The 24,620-nt window shown below is 59.9% G+C and carries 21 protein-coding genes and 1 tRNA gene; 9 read left to right on the top strand and 13 right to left on the bottom strand.

Annotation, left to right across the window (positions count from 1 at the left end; translation table 11 throughout):
* The first annotated feature begins 43 nt into the window (after positions 1-43).
* A complete protein-coding gene (locus TX23_RS11325; RefSeq protein WP_057702233.1) occupies positions 44-325 on the top strand; it encodes a hypothetical protein in 282 nt (93 codons plus the stop codon).
* Here the strand turns inward: TX23_RS11325 and TX23_RS11330 are convergent.
* On the bottom strand, positions 316-591 hold the full coding sequence (locus tag TX23_RS11330; protein ID WP_057702234.1) for a hypothetical protein: 276 nt from the start codon (positions 589-591) through the stop codon (positions 316-318). The genes TX23_RS11325 and TX23_RS11330 overlap by 10 nt on opposite strands.
* Before the next feature lie 52 nt (positions 592-643).
* Between TX23_RS11330 and TX23_RS11335 the strand changes: the two genes are divergently transcribed.
* From TX23_RS11335 to TX23_RS11350, 4 genes are all read left to right on the top strand, one after another.
* Positions 644-2,449: a phenylacyl-CoA dehydrogenase gene (locus tag TX23_RS11335; protein WP_057702235.1), complete on the top strand. Its 1,806-nt coding sequence runs from the start codon at positions 644-646 to the stop codon at positions 2,447-2,449.
* Positions 2,450-2,765: 316 nt separating this feature from the next.
* Complete coding sequence (locus tag TX23_RS11340; RefSeq protein WP_057702236.1) at positions 2,766-4,055, top strand: GGDEF domain-containing protein; 1,290 nt, start codon at positions 2,766-2,768, stop codon at positions 4,053-4,055.
* Positions 4,056-4,145: 90 nt separating this feature from the next.
* Positions 4,146-5,915: an acyl-CoA dehydrogenase C-terminal domain-containing protein gene (locus TX23_RS11345; protein ID WP_057702237.1), complete on the top strand. Its 1,770-nt coding sequence runs from the start codon at positions 4,146-4,148 to the stop codon at positions 5,913-5,915.
* A gap of 230 nt (positions 5,916-6,145) precedes the next feature.
* Positions 6,146-7,933, top strand: coding sequence for an acyl-CoA dehydrogenase C-terminal domain-containing protein (locus TX23_RS11350; protein ID WP_057702238.1), 1,788 nt, complete (start codon positions 6,146-6,148; stop codon positions 7,931-7,933).
* A gap of 226 nt (positions 7,934-8,159) precedes the next feature.
* On the opposite strand, the gene TX23_RS11355 is transcribed toward TX23_RS11350, so the two are convergent.
* On the bottom strand, positions 8,160-9,059 hold the full coding sequence (locus tag TX23_RS11355; RefSeq protein WP_057702239.1) for a LysR family transcriptional regulator: 900 nt from the start codon (positions 9,057-9,059) through the stop codon (positions 8,160-8,162).
* A 209-nt stretch (positions 9,060-9,268) separates the two neighbouring features.
* Between TX23_RS11355 and TX23_RS11360 the strand changes: the two genes are divergently transcribed.
* Together TX23_RS11360 and TX23_RS27080 are read left to right on the top strand one after the other, a co-directional pair.
* Complete coding sequence (locus TX23_RS11360) at positions 9,269-10,531, top strand: aspartate aminotransferase family protein (protein ID WP_057702240.1); 1,263 nt, start codon at positions 9,269-9,271, stop codon at positions 10,529-10,531.
* 215 nt (positions 10,532-10,746) lie between these two features.
* The gene (locus TX23_RS27080) at positions 10,747-10,905 is read left to right on the top strand and encodes a YqaE/Pmp3 family membrane protein (RefSeq protein ID WP_003194776.1); all 159 of its coding nucleotides are present in this window, start codon (positions 10,747-10,749) and stop codon (positions 10,903-10,905) included.
* 5 nt (positions 10,906-10,910) lie between these two features.
* Here the strand turns inward: TX23_RS27080 and pqqE are convergent, their stop codons facing one another.
* The 9 genes from pqqE to TX23_RS11400 form a co-directional block, all read right to left on the bottom strand.
* Positions 10,911-12,041, bottom strand: coding sequence for a pyrroloquinoline quinone biosynthesis protein PqqE (pqqE, locus tag TX23_RS11365; RefSeq protein ID WP_057702241.1), 1,131 nt, complete (start codon positions 12,039-12,041; stop codon positions 10,911-10,913).
* Positions 12,034-12,309 (bottom strand): pyrroloquinoline quinone biosynthesis peptide chaperone PqqD, encoded by a 276-nt coding sequence (gene pqqD, locus TX23_RS11370; protein ID WP_057702242.1) that lies wholly within the window; start codon positions 12,307-12,309, stop codon positions 12,034-12,036. The genes pqqE and pqqD overlap by 8 nt, the downstream gene beginning before the upstream one ends.
* Entirely contained in the window at positions 12,306-13,058 is a 753-nt protein-coding gene (pqqC, locus tag TX23_RS11375) for a pyrroloquinoline-quinone synthase PqqC (RefSeq protein ID WP_017138042.1), read from the bottom strand. The genes pqqD and pqqC overlap by 4 nt, the downstream gene beginning before the upstream one ends.
* Positions 13,059-13,069: 11 nt before the next feature.
* Positions 13,070-13,981: a pyrroloquinoline quinone biosynthesis protein PqqB gene (gene pqqB / locus TX23_RS11380; RefSeq protein WP_057702243.1), complete on the bottom strand. Its 912-nt coding sequence runs from the start codon at positions 13,979-13,981 to the stop codon at positions 13,070-13,072.
* Between the two features lie 71 nt (positions 13,982-14,052).
* Entirely contained in the window at positions 14,053-14,127 is a 75-nt protein-coding gene (gene pqqA, locus TX23_RS27085) for a pyrroloquinoline quinone precursor peptide PqqA (protein ID WP_003194766.1), read from the bottom strand.
* 158 nt (positions 14,128-14,285) lie between these two features.
* Positions 14,286-16,661, bottom strand: a complete 2,376-nt coding sequence (gene pqqF, locus TX23_RS11385; protein WP_057702244.1) for a pyrroloquinoline quinone biosynthesis protein PqqF — start codon at positions 16,659-16,661, stop codon at positions 14,286-14,288.
* 48 nt (positions 16,662-16,709) lie between these two features.
* Positions 16,710-17,504 carry a carbon-nitrogen hydrolase family protein gene (locus TX23_RS11390; RefSeq protein WP_057702245.1) on the bottom strand — a complete coding sequence of 265 codons (795 nt, stop codon included), beginning with the start codon at positions 17,502-17,504 and terminating at the stop codon, positions 16,710-16,712.
* Between the two features lie 10 nt (positions 17,505-17,514).
* Complete coding sequence (locus TX23_RS11395; protein ID WP_057702300.1) at positions 17,515-19,197, bottom strand: flavin monoamine oxidase family protein; 1,683 nt, start codon at positions 19,195-19,197, stop codon at positions 17,515-17,517.
* A 166-nt stretch (positions 19,198-19,363) separates the two neighbouring features.
* Positions 19,364-19,810 (bottom strand): Lrp/AsnC family transcriptional regulator, encoded by a 447-nt coding sequence (locus TX23_RS11400; protein ID WP_003194755.1) that lies wholly within the window; start codon positions 19,808-19,810, stop codon positions 19,364-19,366.
* A gap of 280 nt (positions 19,811-20,090) precedes the next feature.
* Here TX23_RS11400 and TX23_RS27090 point away from each other — a divergent pair, with 280 nt between their 5' ends.
* Positions 20,091-20,273: a type II toxin-antitoxin system HicA family toxin gene (locus TX23_RS27090; protein WP_082629601.1), complete on the top strand. Its 183-nt coding sequence runs from the start codon at positions 20,091-20,093 to the stop codon at positions 20,271-20,273.
* Between the two features lie 52 nt (positions 20,274-20,325).
* Positions 20,326-20,727, top strand: coding sequence for a type II toxin-antitoxin system HicB family antitoxin (locus tag TX23_RS11405; protein ID WP_057702301.1), 402 nt, complete (start codon positions 20,326-20,328; stop codon positions 20,725-20,727).
* Positions 20,728-20,775: 48 nt separating this feature from the next.
* On the opposite strand, the gene TX23_RS11410 is transcribed toward TX23_RS11405, so the two are convergent.
* Together TX23_RS11410 and TX23_RS11415 are read right to left on the bottom strand one after the other, a co-directional pair.
* Positions 20,776-20,852: transfer RNA gene (locus tag TX23_RS11410), tRNA-Ile, on the bottom strand.
* Positions 20,853-20,867: 15 nt separating this feature from the next.
* Complete coding sequence (locus TX23_RS11415; RefSeq protein WP_057702246.1) at positions 20,868-24,611, bottom strand: bifunctional diguanylate cyclase/phosphodiesterase; 3,744 nt, start codon at positions 24,609-24,611, stop codon at positions 20,868-20,870.
* Positions 24,612-24,620: the final 9 nt, after the last annotated feature.

The following is a 24,620-nucleotide window of genomic DNA, read 5'->3' on the forward strand; positions in this document are numbered from 1 at the left end:
GCTTCAATCTACCTTCACGATTCTCTAAAGGCAGGCTTACGCCATGGAAATCTCTGGAAGCAGCGCGTTTTATTCGGGCCTGAGCAGTATTCAGACCGGGCAGAACCGTGTCGACCAGGCAGCCGGCAAGATCGCCAGCGCCGCAACGTCCCAGCCATCGGCCGCGCAAAGCGACCGCCTGCAAGCCAATGACCGCGCCCAAGCGTCTAATTCGGCGAGCAATATGGTGGAAATGGCCCAAGGCAAGTTTCAAGTCGAGCTGGGAGCGAAAGTCGCCAAGGCTTCGGATGAAATGCTCGGTACGTTGATCGATACCTACGCCTGATCCCGTCCCACCCTGTAGGAGCGAGCTTGCTCGCGAAAAACGCCAACGATAACGCGTGCCGCCTGAACTGGCGCGGTGTGCTGATGTCCTTCGCGAGCAAGCTCGCTCCTACATAAAACTTCATCTTTCCTGAAAATTCTGTGTGGCATCCCGCCGCAGGCCTTGCCGTGCCCGGCGATGATCTGCATCAAGACAAACGGCATCTGGCCGACGCTTGACAACCCTGGGTCGTAAACGTATGTTTCAAACACCTGTTTGACCGCCATAACAAATCCACGCGGTTGTTCATCCCAGATACATCAGCAGAGGTTTATCGCTATGCCTGACTACAAGGCCCCCTTGCGTGATATTCGCTTCGTTCGTGACGAACTGCTCGGCTATGAAGCGCACTATCAGAGCCTGCCGGCTTGCCAGGACGCTACCCCGGACATGGTCGACGCCATCCTCGAAGAAGGCGCCAAGTTCTGTGAGCAAGTTCTGGCACCGCTGAACCGCGTGGGCGACATCGAAGGGTGTACCTGGAGTGAGTCAGGCGTTAAGACCCCTACCGGTTTCAAAGAAGCCTACAAGCAATTCGTCGAAGGCGGCTGGCCAAGCCTGGCCCATGACGTTGAGCACGGTGGCCAGGGCCTGCCGGAATCTCTGGGCCTGGCAGTCAGCGAAATGGTTGGCGCCGCCAACTGGTCGTGGGGCATGTACCCGGGCCTGTCCCACGGTGCGATGAACACCATTTCCGAGCACGGCACCCCCGAGCAGCAAGAGGCTTACCTGACCAAGCTGGTGTCGGGCGAATGGACCGGCACCATGTGCCTGACCGAGCCACACTGCGGTACCGACCTGGGTATGCTGCGTACCAAGGCCGAACCTCAGGCTGATGGTTCCTACAAAGTCTCCGGTACCAAGATCTTCATCTCGGCCGGTGAACACGACATGGCCGACAACATCGTCCACATCGTACTGGCGCGCCTGCCGGATGCACCGGCCGGCACCAAGGGTATCTCGCTGTTTATCGTGCCGAAGTTCCTCCCCAATGCCGATGGCACAATTGGCGAGCGCAACGCGGTGACCTGTGGTTCCCTGGAACACAAGATGGGCATCCACGGCAACGCCACTTGCGTGATGAACTTCGACGCGGCCACCGGTTTCCTGATCGGCCCGGCGAACAAAGGTTTGAACTGCATGTTCACCTTTATGAACACCGCTCGCCTGGGTACTGCGCTGCAAGGCCTGTCCCACGCCGAGATTGGCTTCCAGGGTGGCCTGAAATATGCCCGCGACCGCCTGCAAATGCGTTCCCTGACGGGCCCGAAAGCGCCGGACAAAGCCGCGGACCCGATCATCGTGCACCCTGACGTGCGCCGTATGCTGTTGACCATGAAAGCCTTCGCCGAAGGCAACCGTGCGATGGTGTACTTCACCGCCAAGCAAGTGGACATCGTCAAGTACGGCACCGACGACGAAGCCAAGAAACAGGCGGATGCCCTGCTGGCCTTCATGACCCCGATCGCCAAGGCGTTCATGACCGAAGTCGGCTTTGAGTCGGCCAACCACGGCGTACAGATCTACGGCGGTCACGGTTTCATCGCCGAGTGGGGCATGGAACAGAACGTTCGCGACAGCCGTATTTCGATGCTGTACGAAGGCACCACCGGTATTCAGGCCCTGGACTTGCTTGGCCGTAAAGTGCTGATGACCCAAGGCGAAGCGCTCAAGGGCTTCACCAAGATCGTGCACAAGTTCTGCCAGGCCAACGAAGGTAACGAAGCGGTCAAAGAGTTCGTTGCGCCGCTGGCTGCACTGAACAAAGAGTGGGGCGAGTTGACCATGAAGGTCGGCATGGCCGCGATGAAAGACCGTGAAGAAGTCGGCGCCGCCTCGGTGGATTACCTGATGTACTCCGGCTACGCGTGCCTGGCTTACTTCTGGGCCGACATGGCGCGCCTGGCGGCTGAAAAACTGGCTGCGGGCACTACCGAAGAGGCGTTCTACACCGCCAAGTTGCAGACCGCGCGCTTCTACTTCCAACGCATCCTGCCGCGTACTCGCACCCACGTGGCGACCATGCTGTCGGGCGCAAGCAACCTGATGGACATGAAAGAAGAAGATTTCGGCCTGGCTTACTAAGCCTTTCCGGGTTCTGCTAAAAACCGCCGCCTCCTTCGGGACGCGGCGGTTTTTTTTGCCCTCCTGTAGGAGCGCGCTTGCTCGCGAAGGTCGCTAACGATAACGCGGGCATTCTGGATAAGCGCGGTGCCGGTGGGATCTTCGCGAGCAAGCTCGCTCCTACAGAGGGCGTGCATAAAAAACCGCAGTAATGCGCTCAGGGATTGCAACCCGCTGCCGTTACAGTGATGGCAATGTGATACATGCAGGTCGATTGTGCTTAACTGACTGCTAGAGGCACAGTGCCATTATTTGTTTGCGGGTCGGAGTTTTACCCTTGTCACGCGTGTCTGCTGTACGTTTCAGTCATTTTCTACCTTCGCTGCTGCTGTTGCTGGCCGGGCTCTGCGCTGCGTACGTCAAGGACCTCAACGTCTTTTTCACCTCGCTGTTCAACGTGTTGCCGACTCTGGTTCTGCTGCTCGGCGGTGCGTACTGCGCGGTGTATCGGCGCCAGCGTGAACTGTTCCTGATGATCACGGTGTACGTCGCCTATTTCCTGCTGGATACCCAGACCGATTTCTACCGCGACAATGGCCGCGTGCGTGAAGACGCTGCGGTGGTGTTCCACCTGTGTTGCCTGCTGTTGCCGCTGCTGTTCAGCATCTACGCGCTGTGGCAGGAAAAAACTCATCTGTTCCGTGACTTCGTCGCGCGCTGCGCGGTGTTGCTTGCGGTAGGCAGTGTGGCACTGGCCCTGGAACAGAGTTTTCCCCAGGCGTTGCTGGGCTGGTTGGCGGAGATCCGCTGGCCGGTGCTGCATGGCGCCTGGATGAGCCTGATTCAGCTGTCCTATCCGATGTTCCTGATCGGCTTCCTCACCCTGGCCGCCCAGTATTGGTATCAGCCACGCCCGCTGCACGCCGCCCAGCTGGTGGGGGTGTTGGGCCTGTTCTGGATGTTGCCGCAGACTTTCATCCTGCCGTTCACCCTCAATATCATGTGCAGCCAAGTGATGTTGATGATCGCCGCCGGTGTGGCCCACGAAGCCTATCAAATGGCGTTTCGCGATGAGCTGACCGGGTTGCCGGGACGCCGCGCCCTCAACGAACGCATGCAACGGCTGGGGCGCAACTATGTGCTGGCGATGAGCGACGTCGATCACTTCAAACGTTTCAACGACACCCATGGCCACGATGTGGGCGACCAAGTGCTGCGCCTGGTGGCGAGCAAGCTGTCCAAGGTCAATGGTGGCGGGCGTGCCTACCGCTATGGCGGTGAAGAATTTGCCGTGGTGTTTGCCGGCAAGACCCTGGATGAATGCATGCCGCATCTGGAGGAGATCCGCGAGATCATTGCCGGCTACGACATCAAACTGCGCAACCCGGACCGGCCCCATGACGACCATCAAGGCCGTCAACGGCGTGCGGGCAGTGGTGCCTCCAGCGTGTCGGTGACGGTCAGCATTGGCGTGGCCGAGCGTCAGGCCGAGCAGCGTAATCCTGAAGAGGTGCTCAAGTCCGCCGACCAGGCGCTTTACGCGGCCAAGGGGGCCGGGCGTAACTGCGTGATCGCGGCCGGGCAGAACCGCCGTGGCGCGGTGCGCATGGAAAGTGCTGCCGGTTGAGTAATGGTGCTGTATTCAGCAGCGCTACAGTGATTGTCCGTCGGCGGTACCGGCAGTAGGGTCAAACCATCTGCTGCCGGAGACATTGCCATGCCTGAGTACAAAGCTCCTCTGCGCGACATGCGCTTTCTGATCGATAACGTATTCGATTTTCACGGCCACTACGCCACTCTGGGCGCAACGGATGCCAGCCCGGACATGGTCAATGCAATCCTTGAAGAGGGCGCCCGGTTCTGCGAAAACGTGCTCGCGCCGCTCAATCGCAGCGGCGATGAAGAAGGCTGTCATTTCGACAATGGCGTGGTCACTACGCCCAAGGGCTTCAAGCAAGCCTTTGCCCAATACGTGGAAGGCGGCTGGCACGGCGTGGCGGCAGACCGGGCCTACGGTGGACAGGGCCTGCCGCATTCCCTGGGCCTGGTGCTGAGCGAGATGATCGGCTCCAGCAATACCTCGTGGGGCATGTACCCGGGCCTGACCCACGGCGCCATGTCGGCGATCCACGCCCACGGCACCGAGGAGCAGAAAACCACGTACCTGAGTAAACTCACTGTCGGCGAATGGACCGGCACCATGTGCTTGACCGAAGCCCACTGCGGCACTGACCTGGGCTTGATCAAGACCCGCGCCGTGCCTCAGGCGGATGGCAGCTACGCGGTCACCGGCAGCAAGATCTTCATCTCCGCCGGTGAGCACGACATGAGCGCCAATATCATCCACCTGGTGCTGGCCAAACTGCCGGATGCGCCGGCGGGCACCAAAGGCATATCGTTGTTTATCGTGCCCAAGTTCCATGCCGATTCAGGCGAGCGCAATGCGGTGCACTGCGGCTCCATCGAGCACAAGATGGGCATCAAGGCCTCGGCCACCTGCGTGTTGAACTTCGATGGTGCCAAGGGCTTCTTGATCGGCGAGGCGAACAAAGGCCTGAACTGTATGTTCACCATGATGAACCACGCTCGCCTCGGCACCGGGATGCAGGGCCTGTGCAACGGTGAAGCAAGCTTTCAGGGTGCGATCAGGTACGCCAACGACCGCCTGCAGATGCGCTCGCTGACCGGTGCCAAGGCCCCGGAAAAAGCTGCCGACCCGATCATCGTGCACGCCGATGTGCGCCGCATGTTGCTGACCATGAAAGCCTTCAATGAGGGCAATCGTGCGCTGACCTACTTCACCGCCCAACTGCTCGATACCGCGCACCTGGGCAGCGACGCCGACCAGCGCCAGGACGCCGAGGACCTGCTGGCCTTCCTCACGCCGATCTGTAAAGCCTTTATGACTGAAACCGGGCTTGAGGTGACCAACCACGGTATGCAAGTGTTTGGCGGGCATGGCTATATTCTCGAGTGGGGCATGGAGCAATTGGCGCGCGATGCGCGAATCGCGCCGATTTACGAAGGCACCAACGGCATTCAGGCCCTCGACCTGCTGGGGCGCAAGGTGCTGGGCAGCCAGGGCAAGTTGCTACGCGGGTTTACCAAAATCGTGCACAAGTTCTGCGCGGCCAATGCCGAGCATGGTCAGCTCAAGGCTTATGTTGAACAGCTCAATCAGTTGAACCAGCAATGGGGGGAGTTGACGCTGAAGGTGGGGACGGCAGCAATGAAGAATCCCGACGAAGTGGGCGCGGCGGCCACGGATTACCTGATGTACAGCGGTTACATCATCCTCGCCTACCTGTGGTTGCGCATGGCGATCGCCGCGCAAGCGCACGGTGATGCCGAGTTTGCCCGGGCCAAGCTGGCAACCTGCGAGTTCTATTTCAAGCGCCTGCTGCCGCGTACGGCCACGCATCGTGCGGCGGTAGAAGCGGGCAGTGAGTGCCTGATGAGTCTCCCCGCCGACGCGTTCAACCTGTAGGAGCGAGCTTGCTCGCGAAGAACTTTAACGATTCGCGCACGCCTGGTTTAGCGGGGTGTTCCTGGATTTTTCGCGAGCAAGCTCGCTCCTACGAGAGAGCTTCTTGTGTGACTTATGGGTACTTATTGGTCACGAAAGGACCCTATGTGTCTTAAAAGTTGTTCGGGTACACTCGGAGCCTGTAAAACCGTTCCTGTCGAATTACTTATTACGTTCTCACGAGGTTTGCCATGGCTGATTACAAAGCGCCGTTGCGTGATATGCGCTTCGTCCTCAACGAAGTTTTTGAAGTCGCCAAGACTTGGGCCCAATTGCCGGCATTGGCAGACGCTGTTGACGCCGAAACCGTTGAGGCGATCCTCGAAGAGGCCGGCAAGGTCACCGCCAAATCCATCGCGCCCTTGAGCCGCGGCGGCGATGAGCAAGGTTGCCATTGGACCGACGGTGCGGTGAACACCCCGGACGGTTTCCCCCAGGCCTATGCGACCTACGCCGAAGGCGGCTGGGTGGGTGTGGGCGGCGATCCGACCTATGGCGGCATGGGTATGCCCAAGGCGGTGTCGGCGCAGGTTGAAGAAATGATCAACTCGTCGAGCCTGGCATTCGGCTTGTATCCGATGCTGACTTCCGGCGCCTGTGTGTCGATCAATACCCACGCCAGCGAAGAACTCAAGGCCGCGTACTTGCCGAAGATGTATTCCGGTGAGTGGGCCGGTTCCATGTGCTTGACCGAAGCCCATGCCGGTACCGACCTGGGCATGATCCGCACCAAGGCCGAGCCTCAGGCGGACGGTTCCTACAAGGTCAGCGGCACCAAGATCTTCATCACCGGTGGCGAGCACGACCTGACCGAAAACATCATCCACCTGGTACTGGCCAAACTGCCGGATGCACCGGCGGGGCCCAAGGGCATCTCGCTGTTTCTGGTACCCAAGTTCATGGTGAACGCCGACGGCAGCCTCGGCGCACGCAACCCGGTGACCTGCGGTTCGATTGAACACAAGATGGGGATCCAGGCGTCCGCGACCTGCGTGATGAACTTCGACGAAGCCGTGGGTTACCTGGTTGGTGAGCCTAACCGTGGCCTGGCGGCGATGTTCACCATGATGAACTACGAGCGCCTGGGGGTGGGTATCCAGGGCCTGGCGTCCGGCGAGCGTTCCTATCAGAACGCAATTGAATACGCCCGCGACCGCCTGCAGAGCCGTTCCCCGCTGGGGGCACAGGCCAAGGATAAAGTGGCAGACCCGATCATCGTGCATCCGGACGTACGCCGTATGCTGCTGACCATGAAGGCGGCGAACGAAGGCGGCCGTGCGTTCTCCACCTATGTGGCCACGCAGTTGGACATCGCCAAGTTCAGCGATGACGCGCAGGCTCGCGAGCGTGCCGATAATCTGGTGGCGTTGCTGACACCGGTGGCCAAGGCGTTTCTCACCGATCTGGGCCTGGAAACCACCGTGCTCGGCCAGCAAGTGTTCGGTGGCCACGGCTACATCCGCGAGTGGGGCCAGGAGCAGTTGGTGCGTGACGTGCGCATCACCCAGATCTACGAAGGCACCAACGGCATTCAGGCACTGGATTTGATGGGGCGCAAGATCGTTGGCAGTGGCGGTGCGTTCTACACCCTGTTCGCCGATGAGATCCGCCAGTTCATCGCTGAATCGTCGGCCGAGTTGGCCGAGTTGGCCGAGTTCACCACGCCGCTCAGCGCAGCGGTGGATAACCTGGATGAATTGACGGCCTGGGTACTGGACCGCGCCAAGAGCAACCCGAATGAAATCGGCGCAGCGTCGGTGGAGTACCTGCATGCATTCGGCTACATGGCCTACGCCTACATGTGGGCGCGCATGGCCAAGGCCGCGCTGGGCAAGGAGTCCGAGGAGGCCTTCTACGCCAGCAAGCTGGGGACTGCACGATTCTACTTTGCCCGCCTGCTGCCACGCATTCATTCGTTGAGTGCGTCGGTAAAAGCCGGTAGCGAATCGCTGTTCCTGATGGATGAAGCACTGTTTTAAGGGCTGGGAGGCCGTGTAAGCAATCTCTTACATGACGTGCTGCTAATCGTCCTCTATCGCCAAATTGGATCCACGGATAATCTACTTCACATGGACGTCGCGCAGGAAGCGCAAAGCAACAACACGGACACGTAGGATTCTGCCAGGATGGCGGAGTGAAATGGATGTCAGGGAAACAGTCTGCAAAGCCCCGCTTCGGCGGGGTTTTCTTTTGCCTGCGAAAAAGTCAGGCGCTGGCCTGCGGGGCGTTCATCACGTCCTCCAGTAATGTGCGCAGCAACGCGACCGTCGCCTGCTGGCGTTGCACATCGCGGCACACCAACCCCACCTTCAGCGGCACCCTCGGTTCGCTCAGGGGTTTCCATAACAGCGCCTTGCTGTTGTGTTCGTCCTGGGAACGCCCCGGCAGCACTGTTGCCAGCCTGGTGTGGGGCAGGCTGTCGAGTATGCCCACCATGGTGTTGAGCTCCGCTTGCACCTGAGGGCGGCGCCCCAGGTTGGCCAACTGGCCCTGCCAGATCTGCCTGACTTGAAACTCTTCCCCCAGTAACAGCATCGGCAACTCGGCAGCTTGTTTGAGCGAGACTTTCTTGAATTCGCGCAGCGGATGGTCTTCGGGAATCACCACCTTCAACTCATCTTCATACAGCAGCACGCCGTGCAGCCCCGGCTGGCGTGGCGGCAGGTAGCTGATGCCGATGTCGAGCGAGCCGTTGAGCAAACGCCGTTCAATCTCCAGCCCCGTCAGCTCGTAAATCTGCACCACCAGATGGGGCTGAGCCTTGCGCACACGTTCAAGCATCTGCGGCACCAGGCTGGTGTGCACGGTTTGCAGTACGCCGATGGCCAGGGTCCGCATGGCCTGGCCCTTGAAGTTGCGTAGCGCTTCGACGGCTTGTTGCATGCCATCAATGAGCGGCAACGCGTGGTTGTATAAGGTGTGCGCCGCCAGGGTCGGCAGCAGGCGTTTGCTGCTGCGTTCGAACAGACTTACATCAAGGTTCTGCTCCAGCTGGCGTATCTGTTGCGACAAGGCCGGTTGCGAGATCGAAAGACGCTCCGCAGCGCGCCCTACGTGGCCTTCCTCATACACCGCGACGAAATAACGCAGTTGCTTGAAATCCATAAGGCTTACTTATCGAAAAAGCTGGAAAATCGAAATGGCCGCTGGCCCCCCAGAGGCCTAGTCTAGCGCCTATTCGCAAGGCTTACAGGGCCGGATCGGGCAATGAATAGCGTTTTTGTTGATAGCGTTTACATAGGCAAGGCAAAAAACCTTCAGGTGCAATGGGCAGGCCGCAACGACCAAGGTCAGGTTGCCAGCGGGGGTGAAGTGTGAACTTGTTCCGTCGCTGTGCGCCGAGTCTGGATGACCTGGTTGTGCAAACCCCGCGTGCAGATGTTTCCAGCCACTGCCTGATGCCCACTGTGGCGCGCCCGCCCCAAGTGTTTGTGCAGGGGCAGGGCTCATGGCTTTCGGACGCTGACGACCGCGCCTATCTGGATTTCAGTCAAGGCGGCGGCGCCAATAGCCTGGGTCACTGTCCCCCGAGCGTTCGCGACGCTGTTGCCGAACAGATGCACACCGTGATCAACCCTGGCCTGGGCTTGCACAACCGTGCGCAACTGGACCTCGTCGACCGTCTGTGCCATCACACCTGCAGCGATCAGGCCTACTTGCTCAACAGTGGTGCCGAAGCCTGTGAAGCGGCCATCAAGCTGGCACGCAAGTGGGGCCAGCTGCATCGTGGCGGCGCTTACCACATCATCACGGTAAGCAATGGTTGCCATGGCCGGAGCCTTGGGGCGATGTCGGCGTCGGCTGTGGCTTGCGAAAACCGTTTTGAACCGCAGTTGCCAGGTTTCAGCCAGGTGCCGTTTAACGATCTGCCGGCCCTGGACGCAGCGGTCGATGCGCAGACCGTCGCCATCATGCTGGAGCCGATACAAAGCGGCGGTGGTGTCATCCCCGCGTCAGAACATTACCTCAAGGGCGTCGAACGCCTGTGTCGTGAGCTGGGGATTCTGCTGATTTTCGACGAAGTGCAAACCGGTATGGGCCGCTGTGGCAGCTTGCTGGCCGAACAACAGTACGGCGTACGCGCCGACATCATTGCTCTGGGCAAAGGCCTGGGCGGTGGGGTGCCCCTGGCGGCGCTGCTGGCGCGTGGCACGGCCTGCTGCTTCGAAGCGGGCGAGCTGGACGGTACGCATCATGGCAATGCCCTGATGGCATCTGCGGGTATCGCCGTACTTGACGCTGTATTGGCGAACGGCTTTCTGGAGCACCTACGTGAATCCGGCCTATACATGGCAGAAGGCCTTGCCCGCCTGGCCTACCGTTATGGCCATGGGCCCTTGCGCGGCAACGGGCTGCTTTGGGGGCTGACATTGTCGAACGATTGCGCCGCAGCAGTGGTCAAGGCCGCGCTGCACGAAGGCCTGATTCTCACCGCCACGCAACCTGACTGCCTGCGCTTTACCCCTGCGCTGAACATCAGCAAAACCCATATCGACGAAATGCTGCTGCGGCTTGCCCGCGCCTTTTCTCGGGTGCGTACCGCCCAAGTGCAATGCCGCAAGGGCATCGCCGTTTGACCCCAGTTTCCTGAACCGTCTCGCGGCATACGCGGCGCCTCCAGCCTGATTCTTTTGGCTGGGGGCGTTTTTTTGTCTGGGTGATTCCCGGTGTGAAAAGATGGCTGGAGATTCTGGCCTGAGATGGCCCAATGCCAGAATCCACTGAACCCTCACGAACCGCCAATGTCGATTAGCTACACGGCTCACACGAGCCGATTTTCTGGAGCTGACCCATGGACATTATTCGTATCATCATCGCTATTCTGCTGCCGCCACTGGGTGTGTTCCTGCAAGTAGGCTTCGGCGGTGCATTCTGGCTGAATATCCTGCTGACCCTGTGCGGTTACTTCCCCGGCATCATCCACGCGGTATACATTATCGCCAAGCGTTGAAGCCCTCAGCCTTTTGCAATGAGCCGTGAGTTGCGCTCATTGCGAAAGGCCAGTTGCTCGATGGTCTGGGTGGCCTGTTCGGCTTCTTCCCGCGCTTTCAGAATGATGCCGTGCTGCTCGGACTTACTGCATACCGGGTCGGCATTGCTGGCGTCACCGGTGAGCATAAACGCCTGGCAACGGCAGCCGCCGAAATCCTTTTCCTTTTCATCGCATGAGCGGCAAGGCTCGGGCATCCAGTCATAGCCGCGAAAGCGGTTGAAGCCAAACGAGTCGTACCAGATGTGCTGCATGCTGTGGTCGCGCACATTGGGAAACTGCACCGGCATCTGCCTCGCGCCGTGACAGGGCAGGGCAGTGCCGTCCGGTGTCACCGTCAGAAAGATGCTGCCCCAGCCGTTCATGCAGGCTTTAGGGCGCTCCTCGTAATAATCCGGTGTCACGAAGATCAGCTTGCACGGATGGCCTTCAGCTTCCAGTTTGGCGCGGTATTCGTTGGTGATGCGTTCGGCGCGCACCAACTGATCTCGGGTCGGCAACAAGCCCACGCGATTGAGCTGCGCCCAGCCGTAGAACTGGCAGGTGGCGAGTTCGACAAAATCCGCTTCCAGCGCGATACACAGCTCGATGATGCGATCGATCTTATCGATATTGTGCCGATGGGTGACGAAGTTCAGCACCATCGGGTAGCCGTGTGCCTTGACCGCACGGGCCATTTCCAGTTTTTGCGCGAAGGCTTTTTTCGAGCCGGCCAGCAGGTTGTTCACCTGCTCGTCGCTGGCCTGGAAACTGATCTGAATATGGTCCAGCCCGGCCTTTTTGAAGTCGCTGATTTTCTGCTCGGTCAGGCCGATACCTGAGGTGATCAGGTTGGTATAGAAGCCCAGTTTGCGGGCCTCGGCGATCAGTTCGGCCAAGTCCTGTCGCACCAGCGGCTCACCCCCGGAAAACCCCAGTTGCGCGGCGCCCATCTCGCGGGCTTCGCGAAACACCTTGATCCATTGCTCGGTGCTCAGCTCTTTGCCCTGCTCGGCGAAATCCAGCGGGTTGGAGCAGTACGGGCACTGCAGCGGGCAGCGATAGGTCAGCTCGGCCAGTAGCCACAACGGCAGCCCGATGGCGGGTTTTTCAGGCAAGGGTGATCCAGTGCTCTGCACGGGCGACCTCCATGAATTGCTCGATGTCTTCACCGAGTTCCGGTACGCCGGGGAATTGCCGGTCCAGCTCGGCGATGATGGCTGCCACATCGCGCTCGCCGTCGATCAAGCCGCCAATCAGCGCGGCGCTGTCGTTGAGCTTGATCATGCCTTCCGGGTAGAGCAATACATGGCCTTTTTGCGCAGGCTCGTACTGGTAGCGGTAGCCCTGGCGCCATGTCGGTATTTTGCTGCGATCAAAGCTCATAGGGTGATCCCTTTATGCCACACCCGCTGTTCGGTCACGCTGTGATAGGGCGGGCGTTTGAGTTCGTAGGCCATGCTCATTGCGTCGAGCATGCTCCATAGAATATCCAGTTTGAACTGGAGAATTTCCAGCATGCGCTCCTGACCCTCGCGGGTGGTGTAGTGCTGCAAGGTGATCGCCAAGCCGTGTTCCACATCGCGACGGGCCTGGCCCAGGCGGGTGCGGAAGTATTCGTAACCGGCCGGGTCGATCCACGGGTAGTGCTGCGGCCAGCTGTCGAGGCGCGACTGGTGGATCTGCGGCGCGAACAGTTCGGTCAGCGAGCTGCTGGCGGCTTCCTGCCAGCTGGCGCGACGTGCGAAGTTGACATAGGCGTCCACCGCGAAGCGTACACCGGGCAGCACCAGTTCCTGGGAGCGCAGTTGGTCCGGGTCGAGGCCCACCGCCTGGCCCAGGCGCAGCCAGGCTTCGATACCGCCGTCTTCACCCGGTGCGCCGTCGTGGTCGAGCAAGCGCTGGATCCACTCGCGGCGGATCTCACGGTCCGGGCAGTTGGCCAGGATCGCGGCGTCTTTCAGGGGAATGTTCACCTGGTAATAGAAGCGATTGGCGACCCAGCCCTGGATTTGCTCGCGGGTCGCGCGGCCTTCATACATCGCCACATGGTAGGGGTGATGGATATGGTAGAAGGCGCCCTTGGCCCGCAAGGCTGCTTCGAACTCGGCGGTCGTCAGCGGTGTGTCAGTCATTTCGGTCGCTCCTACAATTCAATGCTCATGCCGTCGTACGCCACTTCGACATTGCGCCGCACCAACTCGGCTCGCTCGGGGGAATCTTCATCGAGGATCGGATTGGTGTTGTTGATGTGGATAAGCACCTTGCGTTGCTTGGGCAACTGCTCCAGCACTTCAAGCATACCGCCGGGGCCGTTCTGCGCAAGGTGGCCCATCTCGCGACCGGTGCGGGTGCCGACGCCGCGGCGTTGCATTTCATCGTCATCCCACATCGTGCCGTCGACCAAGAGGCAATCGCTGCTGCCCATGATTTCCAGCAGCGGCGCGTCGACCTTGCCCAGGCCCGGGGCGTAGAACAGTTTACCGCCGGTGCGCAGGTCTTCGACGATCAGGCCGATGTTGTCACCGGGGTGCGGGTCGAAGCGGTGCGGCGAGTAGGGCGGCGCTGCGCTGCGCAACGGCAGCGGGGTGAAGCGCAGGTTGGGGCAGGCCGGGATGGTGAAGCTGGCGTCCAGTTCGATGCGGTTCCAGGCCAGGCCGCCATTCCAGTGGGTCAGCATGGTGAACAACGGGAAGCCGGTGCTCAGGTCTTCATGGACCATGTCAGTGCACCACACCTGATGCGGGCAGCCCTCGCGCAGGCTCAACAGGCCGGTGGTGTGGTCGATCTGGCTGTCCATCAGGATGATTGCGCTGATACCGGTATCGCGCAGGGCGCGCCCGGGTTGCATGGGCGCAAAGCCCTGCAGTTGCGCGCGGATATCCGGCGACGCGTTGCACAGGACCCAATTCACTCCGTCGTCGGAGATCGCGATGGACGACTGGGTGCGCGCCTGGGCCCGCAGGCTGCCATCGCGAAAGCCTGCGCAGTTTACGCAGTTGCAGTTCCACTGCGGGAAGCCACCGCCGGCGGCGGAACCTAGAATCTGGACAAACATGATCGCTCCATCAAGCACAGCTCAAAACAAAAACGCCCCGGGCGAACCGAGGCGTTGTATTACTCAGCCAATCAACGGCTGGCGAAGTACATGGTGACTTCGAAACCGATACGCAGATCAGTGTAAGCAGGTTTGGACCAGGTCATATTCTTACTCCTATCAAGGGATGGGACGTTCACTACCAAGTAATACATATAGTCCACCTCCCATTGGAGATGTTCAGATATTGCTGCGCAATGTTACGCAATTCTTTTCAAGTTAGCGCTGTCCCGATGGAAAAAGCCTGTTGCAGGGTTGGCAACGATCATGGCCCTGCTTGCCAGTCATCGCTGATACGCGGGCCGTTAGCCACGCAGCGCCAGCCACCTGCTGCACCAAGCAGTTGTTGGGCTGCGTGCTGCAAGTCTTCGCGTGTGCGGTTTTGGATCAGGTGTTGAAGTTGATCCAGGTAACTCGACGTATGCCCCGCCAACTGCGCGTGCCAAAGCAAATCGGCGGTTTGGCTGACGGAAAGTGCCTGGGCCGTGAATTGCTGCGCAAGGAGCTGATTGCCCATGTCTGCGCTGCGTTCGATCAAAGACGGCAGTTGCTGCAGGAAGGTGTGCAGGTGTTCGACGATTGCGTCCAATGACAGGCTGGGCGATTGCACGCCAAACACCAGGCCGGTTTGCCCATTGACTTGTTGGATGCCGCTGAACACGGCGTAGCCGATTTGCAGTTCAACTCGCAAACGCTGGTAGAACGGGCCCTGGAGCAGATGCCCGAGCAACCGCCAGTTGGCCTCGTCGACGACAGACTGACTTGGCGCTGGGCAAAAAAGCAGCAGCGCAGCGTCGCTGGATACGGTGTTTACCGAGTGCCAGATTCGCTGCCCGTCGAGAACTTCAGGTGTGCATTGAATGGTGTTCGGCTGCCCTGGCAGGCGGGCGGCTGCGATTTTGATCGCCGCTTCACACCCTGCCGGCAAGCCCGCGCCCAGGCCTTGCCAGTGAGCGGTGGACCAGGACGCGGGTGCACCCGAGGAATCGGCTGAAACACCGGCGCAGCAAGCCGGCAACGCCTTGATGAGTTCGCGAATGGCGATCATCGGCGTGGGCGTCGGTGGTAACAGATGTACATCCGAACTGCTCAGGCACCGCGCCAACGCTTCGAGCACAGCCGGCATCGGCTCGTGAAGGCCGTGGATGTTGACCCGCCAATCGTTGCCGATGGTTTCGCAGGATAACTCGACGCCCGCTTGACGGGCTTGCTCGCGCAGTGGCTGCAACAGGCTTTCCAATCCGGCGGGCACGGCAGCCTCAAACCGCCAATGCAGATACAGCGCGCCTTCGTCGGTGTCATCCGCCAATGCGTGGCTGAAGGTCAGCGCTGATAACTCCCGGCGACCCCGTGAGCGATCCTGCGCAAAGGTACGCAAACCCCGATGGGCGCTGGTTTGGCCGCGGATCAAACCGGCACGCTCGTCCTTGGCCGGCGATCGAAGAAAGGGGTTGTCGGGTGGGAGTTGCCAGCTGTGTTCAGAGGCGGGCAGATGCAGTGTTTCAAGCATGGCCTTGAGGGCTGCAATGTCTTGGTCCGACAGGTCTTCGCTGTCGTTGCGAGCCAAGGCCAGGGCGCCTTGAACCTGCTGCTGACGTGCATTGAGCAAGGCAAGCTCTTCGCGTAACGGATTCCAGTCGCTGTGTGCGAAAAAACTTAGCCAGTCGTACAGCAAGGCTTCGATCTGCGTCGCCGGTTGGCTGGTGCTATCGAGGGTAAAGTCGATATCCAGCACCGCCTGGTCGGCGTAGTGGTACAGCACAGACGCATGCAGCGTGCTGGCCAGCTGGCGAGCTTTCAATTCGGCCAACAACCCGCCCGACGCTGAAGCGTTGAGCCAGGTGCAGAGAAACGCCAGTGCCTGGCGGGGGGCGTTACAGGTGATGACCTGATGCAAGTGCTGATTGGCGGTGTGTTGATAACTGCGTGCCTGGCCTTGCATCAGGGGCGGTGGGGCGGCTTGCGGGTGCAGTGGCCCGGTAATCAGTGCGTCACTGAACTGCTGGGCAAGGGCTTGTAAATCTGCCAGTGATTGCGGACCGGCGAGGCTCAAGGTCATCTGCCCGCTTTGATAGAAGTGCCGGTGAAATTCGCGCAAGGCTGTTTGAAAATCGTCGCTTTCCACCGGCAGACTGTCGCGGTTACCGGCATGGAATCCTCGCAGCGGGTGATCAGCCGCCAACCCTTGCAACAACGCAACGTGCTGTTGTGCCTTGACGTCTTCGGACCAGGCGACGAACTCCGCGTGCAGCACTTCGCGTTCACGTCGTTGATCGTCGAGCGTCAGGCGTGGATGAGTCAACATATCCGCCAACCGTGCGAGCCCGTCAGCGCAGGCCGCCACCGGCAGTTCAAAGAAGTACTCAGTGGTGCGCTCGCGGGTACTGGCATTGACCTGGCCACCGAGGCGCTGCACGTAGGCCATCAATCCTTGCCCGCTCGGAAATCGTTCGCTACCGAGAAACAGCAAATGCTCAAGAAAGTGCGCCAGCCCCGGCCAGGCCAATGGCACATCATGGTTGCCGGCAGCCACGCGCAAAACGGCAGCGCAACGCTTCAAGCGCGGCGCATGGCGCAGGGATACCCGCAGGCCATTGGCCAGGGTCAGATGAACAGGGTGAGGGTGAACCGGCGCAGGCATGGGCACTTCCGAGGCGTGAGAAGTGCCTATGCTAGCAAACCCATGGGGTCAGGGCTTGTGCAGCGCGCCGTAGAGTTCGGGGCGGCGGTCTTGCAGGTAATGGTTGGCGGCGCGGGCATTGAGGATTGACTGGCGATCCAGGGTGCCGACGATCAAGGCTTCATCCAGGCCGGCCTGGGCGATACGTTGGCCATCCGGCGCGGCAATGCTGCTCTGCCCGCAGTAATGAATTTCGCCTTCGTGCCCGCAATAATTGGCATAGGCCACAAAACACTGGTTTTCAAAGGCTCGCGAACGCACGGTGACGTCGGCGACAAAGTCGAACGGCACCATGTTGGCGGTAGGCACCAGGATCAGTTCGGCGCCGGCCAGGGCCAGACGCCGGGTGTTTTCCGGAAACTCCAGGTCGTAGCAGATCAGAAAACCCAACTTCCAGCCGTTAAGCTCCACCACCGGGAAATCATCGTCGCCGGCGCTGAACATGGCGCGGTCCAGATCACCAAACAGGTGGGTCTTGCGATAGTTGCACAGGCGCTGACCGTCGGCGTCGATCAGTTGTATGGCGTTGTAGATCTGCCCATTGTCTGCCCGCTCCGGATAGCCATACAGAATGGCCAGCCCGGCGTTTTGCGCAATCTCGGCGATTGCCTGGGCAGACACCCCATCCTGAGCCTCGGCCAGCGCGCCAACAGCTTCGGCACCAATGTTATAGCCAGAGAGAAACATCTCCGGCAGTACCAGCACATCGGCGTCGGATGCCTCTTGCGCCAACTGGCGCAGGCGCTGGATATTACCGGCCACATCCAGCGGCAGTGGTGGGCATTGGTACAGGGCGACACGCATGTTCAACTCCTTACTCGGCCAGGGCGATTGGCCCGATTTCATCGAACACATCGCCGGGGCCCGGGTTCTCTGGGTGGGTGCTGCCACCGAAGTGGCTCATGATGCCCCATACCGCGTTCAGCGAGGTTTGTACGGCCCCTTCGACCCAGGCGGGCGTCCACGATACGTCGTCACCGGCAATGAAGATCCCGCGTTGTTCGGCGGGCATGTCTTTCTGCATGAAGTGCGCGTACATCCGCTGGTTGTAGCGGTAGTGGCCGGGCAGTGCGCCTTTGAAAGCCCCGAGGAAGTGCGGGTCGGCTTCCCAGGAAACCGTGATCGGATCGCCGATGATGCGCGCCTTGATATCCACTTTGGGGTAGATCTTGTTCAGCGCGTCCAGAGCCAGCTTGACTCGCTTGTCGATAGGCTGAGGCAGCATTTTCAGCGCGTCGCTCATCCATGAGTACGACAGGCAAATCACCCCCGGCTTGTCGTCGCCATTATCGAACAGATAGGTGCCGCGGGTCAGGCGGTCGGTGAGGGTCATGCTCATCAGGTCGCGGCCGGTTTGCGGGTCTTTGTCTTTCCAGAATGGGCGATCGACCATCACGAAGGTTTTCGACGACTGCATGTAGCGCGTGCGGTCCAGGGCCATCCACATTTTTTGCGAGAACAGGGTTTCGTCGCATTCAATCTGGGTGGTCAGCAGCCAGCTTTGGCAGGTGGTCAGCACCGCAGCGTATTCGCGAGTATCGCCGTAGTTGTCAGTGACGGCGAAACGGCCATCGGCGGCATGAGCAATGCGCTTGACCCCCGCCCGTGGTGCGCCGCTATGCAGCGAGCTGAGGCTGGTGCCGGCCGGCCAATGGGCGCAGCGCTCCGGCACATGGCGCCAGATGCCCATGGGCACTTGCGCTACGCCGCCTACGACCAGGTGTTGATGGTCGTCGCAGTTGGTCATCACCACGCGGAAGATTTCCAGCATGGAGTTGGGGAAGTCCGAGTCCCAGCCGCCGGTGCCGAAACCGACCTGACCAAACACCTCGCGATGATGGAACGACAGCTTGGCAAAGGCCTTGGAAGTGGCGACGAAGTCGTAGAAGGTACGGTCATCCCACAGTGGCACCAGCGTGTTCCACAGTTCCTTGAGCCGCGGCACATCGCGGTCGCGGATTGCCTGTTGGATATCGCCAAACTGCGAACCGGCTTCCAGGGCGTCGGCCCAGGCATCGGCTACTTCCTGAAACAGCGCAGGCAAGTCGGAGAGTTTTTGCGCGTAGTGGGTCTGGCCTTCCAGATCAATCACGGTACTGCCGGATGCCGGGGTCAGTGGGTTGGGGAAGGGTTTGGTTTCCAGGCCCAGCTTGTCTACGTAGTGATAGAACGCCGTCGACGACACCGGAAAACGCATCCCGCCCAGCTCGGCGATGATGCCTTCGGCGCCTTCGAAGGCCTGGGAGCGCAAGCGGCCACCCATCTTCGAGGCTTCATACACCACTGGCTTGAGGCCCAGCTTCATCAGCTCGTAGGCCGCGACCAGGCCAGCGATACCCGCGCCCACGATCGCCACTTCGGCGCCATGGTTGGCGGCGGGAATACTGCCCAGGCCGGCGGGGTGCTCGATCCAGTCATCAAAGGCAAACGGGAAATCCGGACCGAAGATGGTGATGGGCTTCTTGCCGTCTGCGGGGTGGCGATTGGTCTTGCTGATAGTGCTGGACGGAATGCTCATGGCTGACCTTACTGACGGCTCGGCGGGAGGGGCCCGTTGAGTATAGAAAAAGATGGCAGCCAGTTTAGGGAGCGTTGCGCTCGTTAATAAGACGCAATGTGTCGTCGGATTGCACTGTTTTTAGTCAAATCGACGATCATGATGATCAGATTGGTTGTCCGCGGTCCAATTTGTTACTGAGGATTATCGACGTGGTGGTTTTCTCCACCCCGTCGACACTGCCGATCTGATCGAGCAATTGATCCAACTGTTCCGGCGAATCGGTGCGCAGCCACGCCACGTAATCGAACTCACCACTTACCGCGCACAACTGCTGCACCTGCGCCATCGCACTCAGCCTGCGCAGCACCTCTTTGCCTGAGCGTGGTTGCACGGTAATACCCACATAAGCCTGCAAACCCCCGTCCGCGACGCGCTGGCCCAGGCGCACGCCGTAACCGGTGATCACCTGGGTTTTCTCCAGGCGTGCCAGGCGTGACGTGACGGTGGTGCGCGCAATCCCCAGTTGCCGGGCAAGCATGGCCACGCTTTCGCGGGCATTGAGCTGCAGGGCGGCGATCAGTTGGCGGTCGATTTCGTCTAGGGCGGGCAAGGAGGACTCCGGTGCGGGGTGTAATCGGGATTTATGTTACAGGCATGTTTGGCCGAGATGGCAGACACGGAAGGTTTGAGCGTGACCCGCTAGGGAGCTTAACGCTCCAGTGCATAAAAACTGACAGAAGTTTGCTGGTGAGACGGTCTACCTCGTTGTCATCATATTTTGTCTGGGGCCCGTTCAAAGGTTGGACGGTCTTTTCATTGGTATGTTTTGTGTGTGTAAAAAGCGCGCTGCCCATTGGTAGTGTGTAGTATACACACTGCAAGGTGGGGCGATGAGAAGTAGAGAGGTAATTGATCTGCTGGTTGCGGATGGATGGTTTGAGGTGGCGACAAAGGGCAGTCATCACCAGTTCAAACATCCTATAAAGCGGGGGCGAGTGACCGTCCCTCATCCCAAGTCAGAGATTGCCAAAGGCACTTTGCATAGTATTTTTAAATCAGCAGGGCTTAAGTGATGAGCCAGGCTGACGGTGAAGGAGCCCAGTGGGCTTGTTCAGAGGAGGAATGATGAAATTTCCAGTGGTAGTACATAAAGATGCTGATTCGGATTACAGCGTAACAGTCCCTGATCTACCCGGTTGCTTCTCGGCGGGCTCTTCGTTTTCCGAAGCGTTGGATAATGTACGGGAGGCGCTGGCGCTGCACCTCGAGGGGCTGGTTGCCGACGAGGAAAACCTTCCGCAGGCGCAAGAGGTTGATGCTCATCTCGAAAATCCGGACTACGCCGGTGGTGTCTGGGCGATTGTTGATTTTGATCTCACGCCTTACTTGGGTAAGTCGGTACGGTTCAATGCTTCTTTACCCGAGCAGCTTCTTCACCGGATTGACGAACGCGTGCAAAAAGATCATCGCTACGCTTCGCGATCAGGTTTTTTGGCGACGGCGGCGCTGCGTGAATTGTCCGCTTGAGTGAAATGCCAGATGCACAAAAGCCGCGCAATGCGCGGCTTTCTTGTGTGGTGGGCCCAGCAGGACTCGAACCTGCGACCAAGGGATTATGAGTCCCCTGCTCTAACCAACTGAGCTATAGGCCCTCAGTAGGTCGCGGATTATAACGATGGTTTGTTCACTGTGCCATCCGAAAAATCCTCCAGCTTCGTACGAAGGAAGCTCGCGGCAAAAAGCTCCGGTGGCAGGGGCAGGCTGACGATGTAGCCTTGCATCTGTTCACAGCCTTCGGCGGCGAGGAATGTTTGCTGCGCTGGGGTCTCCACGCCTTCGGCGATGATGGTGAATTGCATGCTGTGGCCCAGGGCGATGATGGCGCGCACGATGGCGACGTCGTGGGGGTCATCGGGCAGGCCCCTAACGAAGGATTGGTCGATCTTGAGGAAGTCCAGGGGCAGGCGCTTGAGGTAGCTGAGGGACGAGTAGCCGGTGCCGAAATCATCGATCGCCAGTTGCACGCCCAGGCGTTTGAGTTGATGCAGAACGCCCAGGGCTTCTTCGGCCTGGCTCATGATGAAATTTTCGGTAATCTCCAGTTGCAGGCAGCCCGGTTCAAGGCGGTAGTCGCGCAGCAGTTGCTCGATGCGTGACAGCAGGTTGGGGTGACGCAGTTGCGCGCCTGCAAGGTTGACCGACAGTGGGCCGAAATCGTCGAAAGCTTCTTGCCAGGCGTGCAACTGGCGGCAGGCTTGTTCCAGCACCCAGTCGCCAATCTGCAGGATCGTGCCGTTCTCTTCGGCCAGAGCGATGAAGTGCTCGGGCGGCACGTCGCCCAAGGTCGGGTGATGCCAACGGATCAGGGCTTCGGCGCCGATCAGCTCCTGGGTCAACAGGCTGCGCTTGGGTTGGTAATAGAGGCTCAGTTCTTCACGTTCGATGGCGCGGCGCAGCTCGTGTTCCAGCGCCACGCGTTCATTGGCTTGGGCCGTCAGGTCACGGGTATAGCTTTCGACACGGTTGCGGCCCTTTGCCTTGGAGCGGTACATCGCAGCGTCGGCGTTCTTGACCAGGGTGGCGACGTCGGTGCCGTCCTGTGGATAGAGGCTGGTGCCGATACTGGCGCTGATAAAAAACTCGTGTTCACCGGCCTGGAACGGGGGGGTAAAGCAGTCGAGCAATTTGTTCGCCAGATGCTGGGCATCGCCGGGCTGCTGCAAGCCGGGCAGCAAGATGATGAATTCATCCCCGCCCAGGCGGGCAACGGTGTCGACGTCGCGCAGTTGCTGCTTGAGGCGCACGGCGATGTCTTTGAGCAGCAGGTCACCGACCGGGTGCCCGAGGCTGTCGTTGATGTGTTTGAAGCGATCCAGGTCAAGAAACAACACTGCGCCTTGCCTGCCGCTTTCCTGCTGGCCGTTTAGGGCAGCCTGCAGTCGATTTTCAAACAGCGTGCGGTTGGGCAGGCCAGTCAGCGGGTCGTGGTGGGCCTGATAGTCCAGGCGCGCCTGGGCCAGTTTGAGGCTGGAGATGTCGGCAAACACGGCAACGAAGTGCGTGATCAATTGTTCGTGGTTACGCACGGCGCTGATGGTCAGCCAGCTTGGGTACACCTCGCCGTTCTTGCGACGGTTGGAAATCTCCCCCTGCCAGTGCCCATGGGCCGTCAATTGGTGCCACATCGCCGCGTAGAATGCGCTGTCATGCAGCCCCGAAGCGAGCAAGCGCGGGGTATGGCCGAGGGCTTCGGCTTCGCTGTAGCCGGTGATCTCGCTGAAGGCGCGATTGACCGCGCTGATGTTCTGCCGTGTGTCGGTGATCAGGACGCCTTCAGCGGTGCTTTCGAATACCGTGGCGGCCTGTTGTAGTTTTTCCTGCATCTGCTGGCGTTCGGTGATGTCTCGGGCGATGGTCAACATGCAGTCTTCGTCACCGATGGGCAGGGGGCGGCTGGAGACTTCGCAGAGGCGAATCTGGCCGTCGGCGCGACGGATGTGGCAGATGAAGTCACGTACGAAGCCGTCGCGCTTCATCAATTCCAGCATCTGCTTGCGTTCGTTGAGGTCGACCCAGATACCCAGGTCCATGGCTGATTGGTCGAGCGAAGAGGCGCTGGTGAAGCCGGTCAGATGGCTGAAACCTTCGTTCACCTCAATCAATAGGCCATCCCTTTGGCGACTCAGCAGCAAGCCGTCGGGGGAAGCATGGAACGCCTTGGCGAACTTCTCTTCGGAGGTTTGCAGTTGCTGTTGGGTTTCCTTGAGCTGAGTGATATCTCGCACCACCACCACCAGGGCTTCGGTGGTGTCGAGTTGGAAAGGCTCGGCTGAGATCAGCCCCGTAAACGCCTGGCCATTGCTGCGCAGGAAGGACATTTCCAGGTTGCGGATACTGGTGGTCTGTGCCCGTTGCAGCAAATCCGGGCCGACGCCCTGAATGCCCCATATGTTCAGGTCCGGGGCGGTTTTGCCCACGACCTCATCAAAGCTCAGGCCAATCTGGTCCTCGAATGCCTTGTTGACCTCCAACAGGCAGCCATCGGATAGCCTGGCAATCACCAGGATGTCGGGGCATTGCTGGAACACCGAAGCAAATTTCTGCTCGGACAGTTGCAGGGCTTCCTCGGTGCGCTTGGCTTCGCTGATATCGATCATCAGGCCGCGCAGCACTGGCTCATGGCCGTGTTCGATCAGGCTGACAATGTCGCGTACCCACAGGCAACGGCCGTCTGCGGTGATGACCCGGTAATCGACGCTGTGATCGCGGTTGGCACGGGTTTCCCGGTAGCAATACGCTTCGGTGCGCGTGAGGTCGGCGGGGTGAATGATGTTGCGCCAGAAGCCCGGAATCAGCCAGTGGGCGCGCGGATAGCCGAGCAAGTCTTCGGCATGGGGTGACACATAGCTGTAGGTGAAGTCGCTGATGCTCGCTTCCCAGGCAATGGCAGACAGGCTTTCTACCAGGCCGCGATAGTGGTATTCGCTGCTACGCAGTTCTTGTTCAAGGGCGACCCTGCGGGAGATTTCGGAGCTGAGCTGGCGATTGATCCGAATGACCACGGCCAGCACGGTGCTGAGCAACAATACGGCGGGCAGGCCGTACTTCAGCAGGTCGACCCAGAAGGTGCGGTGGTCGGTGAAGCTGCCGACCCAATGTTGCTGGATCGCATCGGTTTCGGATGAGCTGAGGTCAGCGAGGACTTTATCCAGGATGCCCACCAGCATTTTCTGTTCCTGAGGGACGCCCATTGCCAGTTGGTAGCGATAGGGCGTTTCGCCGCTGACGTACAAACCATCGAGTTTCAGTTGGCGCAGGCTCCAGACGCTGGACGCCAGGTCGCCAACGACCGCATCCACTTCATCGGTGGCCAGGGCTTGCAGCGTCGAACTGACGTTGGGCATCGCCACGAGATTCAGGTCCGGATGGTGGGTGCGCAGCAATTCATGGGGCGCATAGTTTTCCACCACGGCAATTTTCAGCCCGTACAAATCCTTTAGATTGCGGGGTTTCGCGCCGCCTTCATGGGCGAGAATGACGATCGGGAAGTCGAGGTAGGGGCGTGTAAAGGCCAGGAAGCTTTGGCGTTCCGGAGTGGACATGATGCCGGGTAGCAAGTCGAGCTGGTTGCTCCGGGCCTGTTCAAGGACAGCGGTCCAGTTTTCCGGTTCTATCAGCTTGATCCTGACACCCAGTCGGTCCTGGATCAGGCGTACATAATCGGCAGCCAGGCCCTGGTAACGGCCATTTTCGTCTCTGTATTCGAAGGGTGGCCAGGACGCGTCCACCCCAAGGCGAAGCTCCTGATGGTCCGCCAACCAGCTACGCTCATCCTCCGTGAGAGTCAACGCGCCAGCCGTTGCGGTCCAGGTCAGCAGCGACAGTAGCAACACAGTCGGCAATCTGGGCATAACGGTCTC

Source organism: Pseudomonas paralactis, assembly GCF_001439735.1.
In the GTDB taxonomy this organism is placed as follows: Bacteria; Pseudomonadota; Gammaproteobacteria; order Pseudomonadales; family Pseudomonadaceae; genus Aquipseudomonas; species Aquipseudomonas paralactis.

Excerpts from the sequence above, each read along its gene's own strand:
- pqqD (WP_057702242.1), bottom strand. The coding sequence starts at position 12,309 with ATGAGCTTTGATCGCAGCAAAATACCGACATGGCGCCAGGGCTACCGC.
- pqqB (WP_057702243.1), bottom strand. The coding sequence starts at position 13,981 with ATGTTTGTCCAGATTCTAGGTTCCGCCGCCGGCGGTGGCTTCCCGCAG.
- TX23_RS11335 (WP_057702235.1), top strand. The coding sequence starts at position 644 with ATGCCTGACTACAAGGCCCCCTTGCGTGATATTCGCTTCGTTCGTGAC.
- TX23_RS11415 (WP_057702246.1), bottom strand. The coding sequence starts at position 24,611 with ATGCCCAGATTGCCGACTGTGTTGCTACTGTCGCTGCTGACCTGGACC.
- TX23_RS11325 (WP_057702233.1), top strand. The coding sequence starts at position 44 with ATGGAAATCTCTGGAAGCAGCGCGTTTTATTCGGGCCTGAGCAGTATT.
- TX23_RS11345 (WP_057702237.1), top strand. The coding sequence starts at position 4,146 with ATGCCTGAGTACAAAGCTCCTCTGCGCGACATGCGCTTTCTGATCGAT.
- TX23_RS11350 (WP_057702238.1), top strand. The coding sequence starts at position 6,146 with ATGGCTGATTACAAAGCGCCGTTGCGTGATATGCGCTTCGTCCTCAAC.
- pqqF (WP_057702244.1), bottom strand. The coding sequence starts at position 16,661 with ATGCCTGCGCCGGTTCACCCTCACCCTGTTCATCTGACCCTGGCCAAT.
- TX23_RS27090 (WP_082629601.1), top strand. The coding sequence starts at position 20,091 with ATGAGAAGTAGAGAGGTAATTGATCTGCTGGTTGCGGATGGATGGTTT.
- TX23_RS11390 (WP_057702245.1), bottom strand. The coding sequence starts at position 17,504 with ATGCGTGTCGCCCTGTACCAATGCCCACCACTGCCGCTGGATGTGGCC.
- TX23_RS11355 (WP_057702239.1), bottom strand. The coding sequence starts at position 9,059 with ATGGATTTCAAGCAACTGCGTTATTTCGTCGCGGTGTATGAGGAAGGC.
- TX23_RS11405 (WP_057702301.1), top strand. The coding sequence starts at position 20,326 with ATGAAATTTCCAGTGGTAGTACATAAAGATGCTGATTCGGATTACAGC.
- TX23_RS27080 (WP_003194776.1), top strand. The coding sequence starts at position 10,747 with ATGGACATTATTCGTATCATCATCGCTATTCTGCTGCCGCCACTGGGT.
- TX23_RS11330 (WP_057702234.1), bottom strand. The coding sequence starts at position 591 with ATGGCGGTCAAACAGGTGTTTGAAACATACGTTTACGACCCAGGGTTG.
- pqqC (WP_017138042.1), bottom strand. The coding sequence starts at position 13,058 with ATGACTGACACACCGCTGACGACCGCCGAGTTCGAAGCAGCCTTGCGG.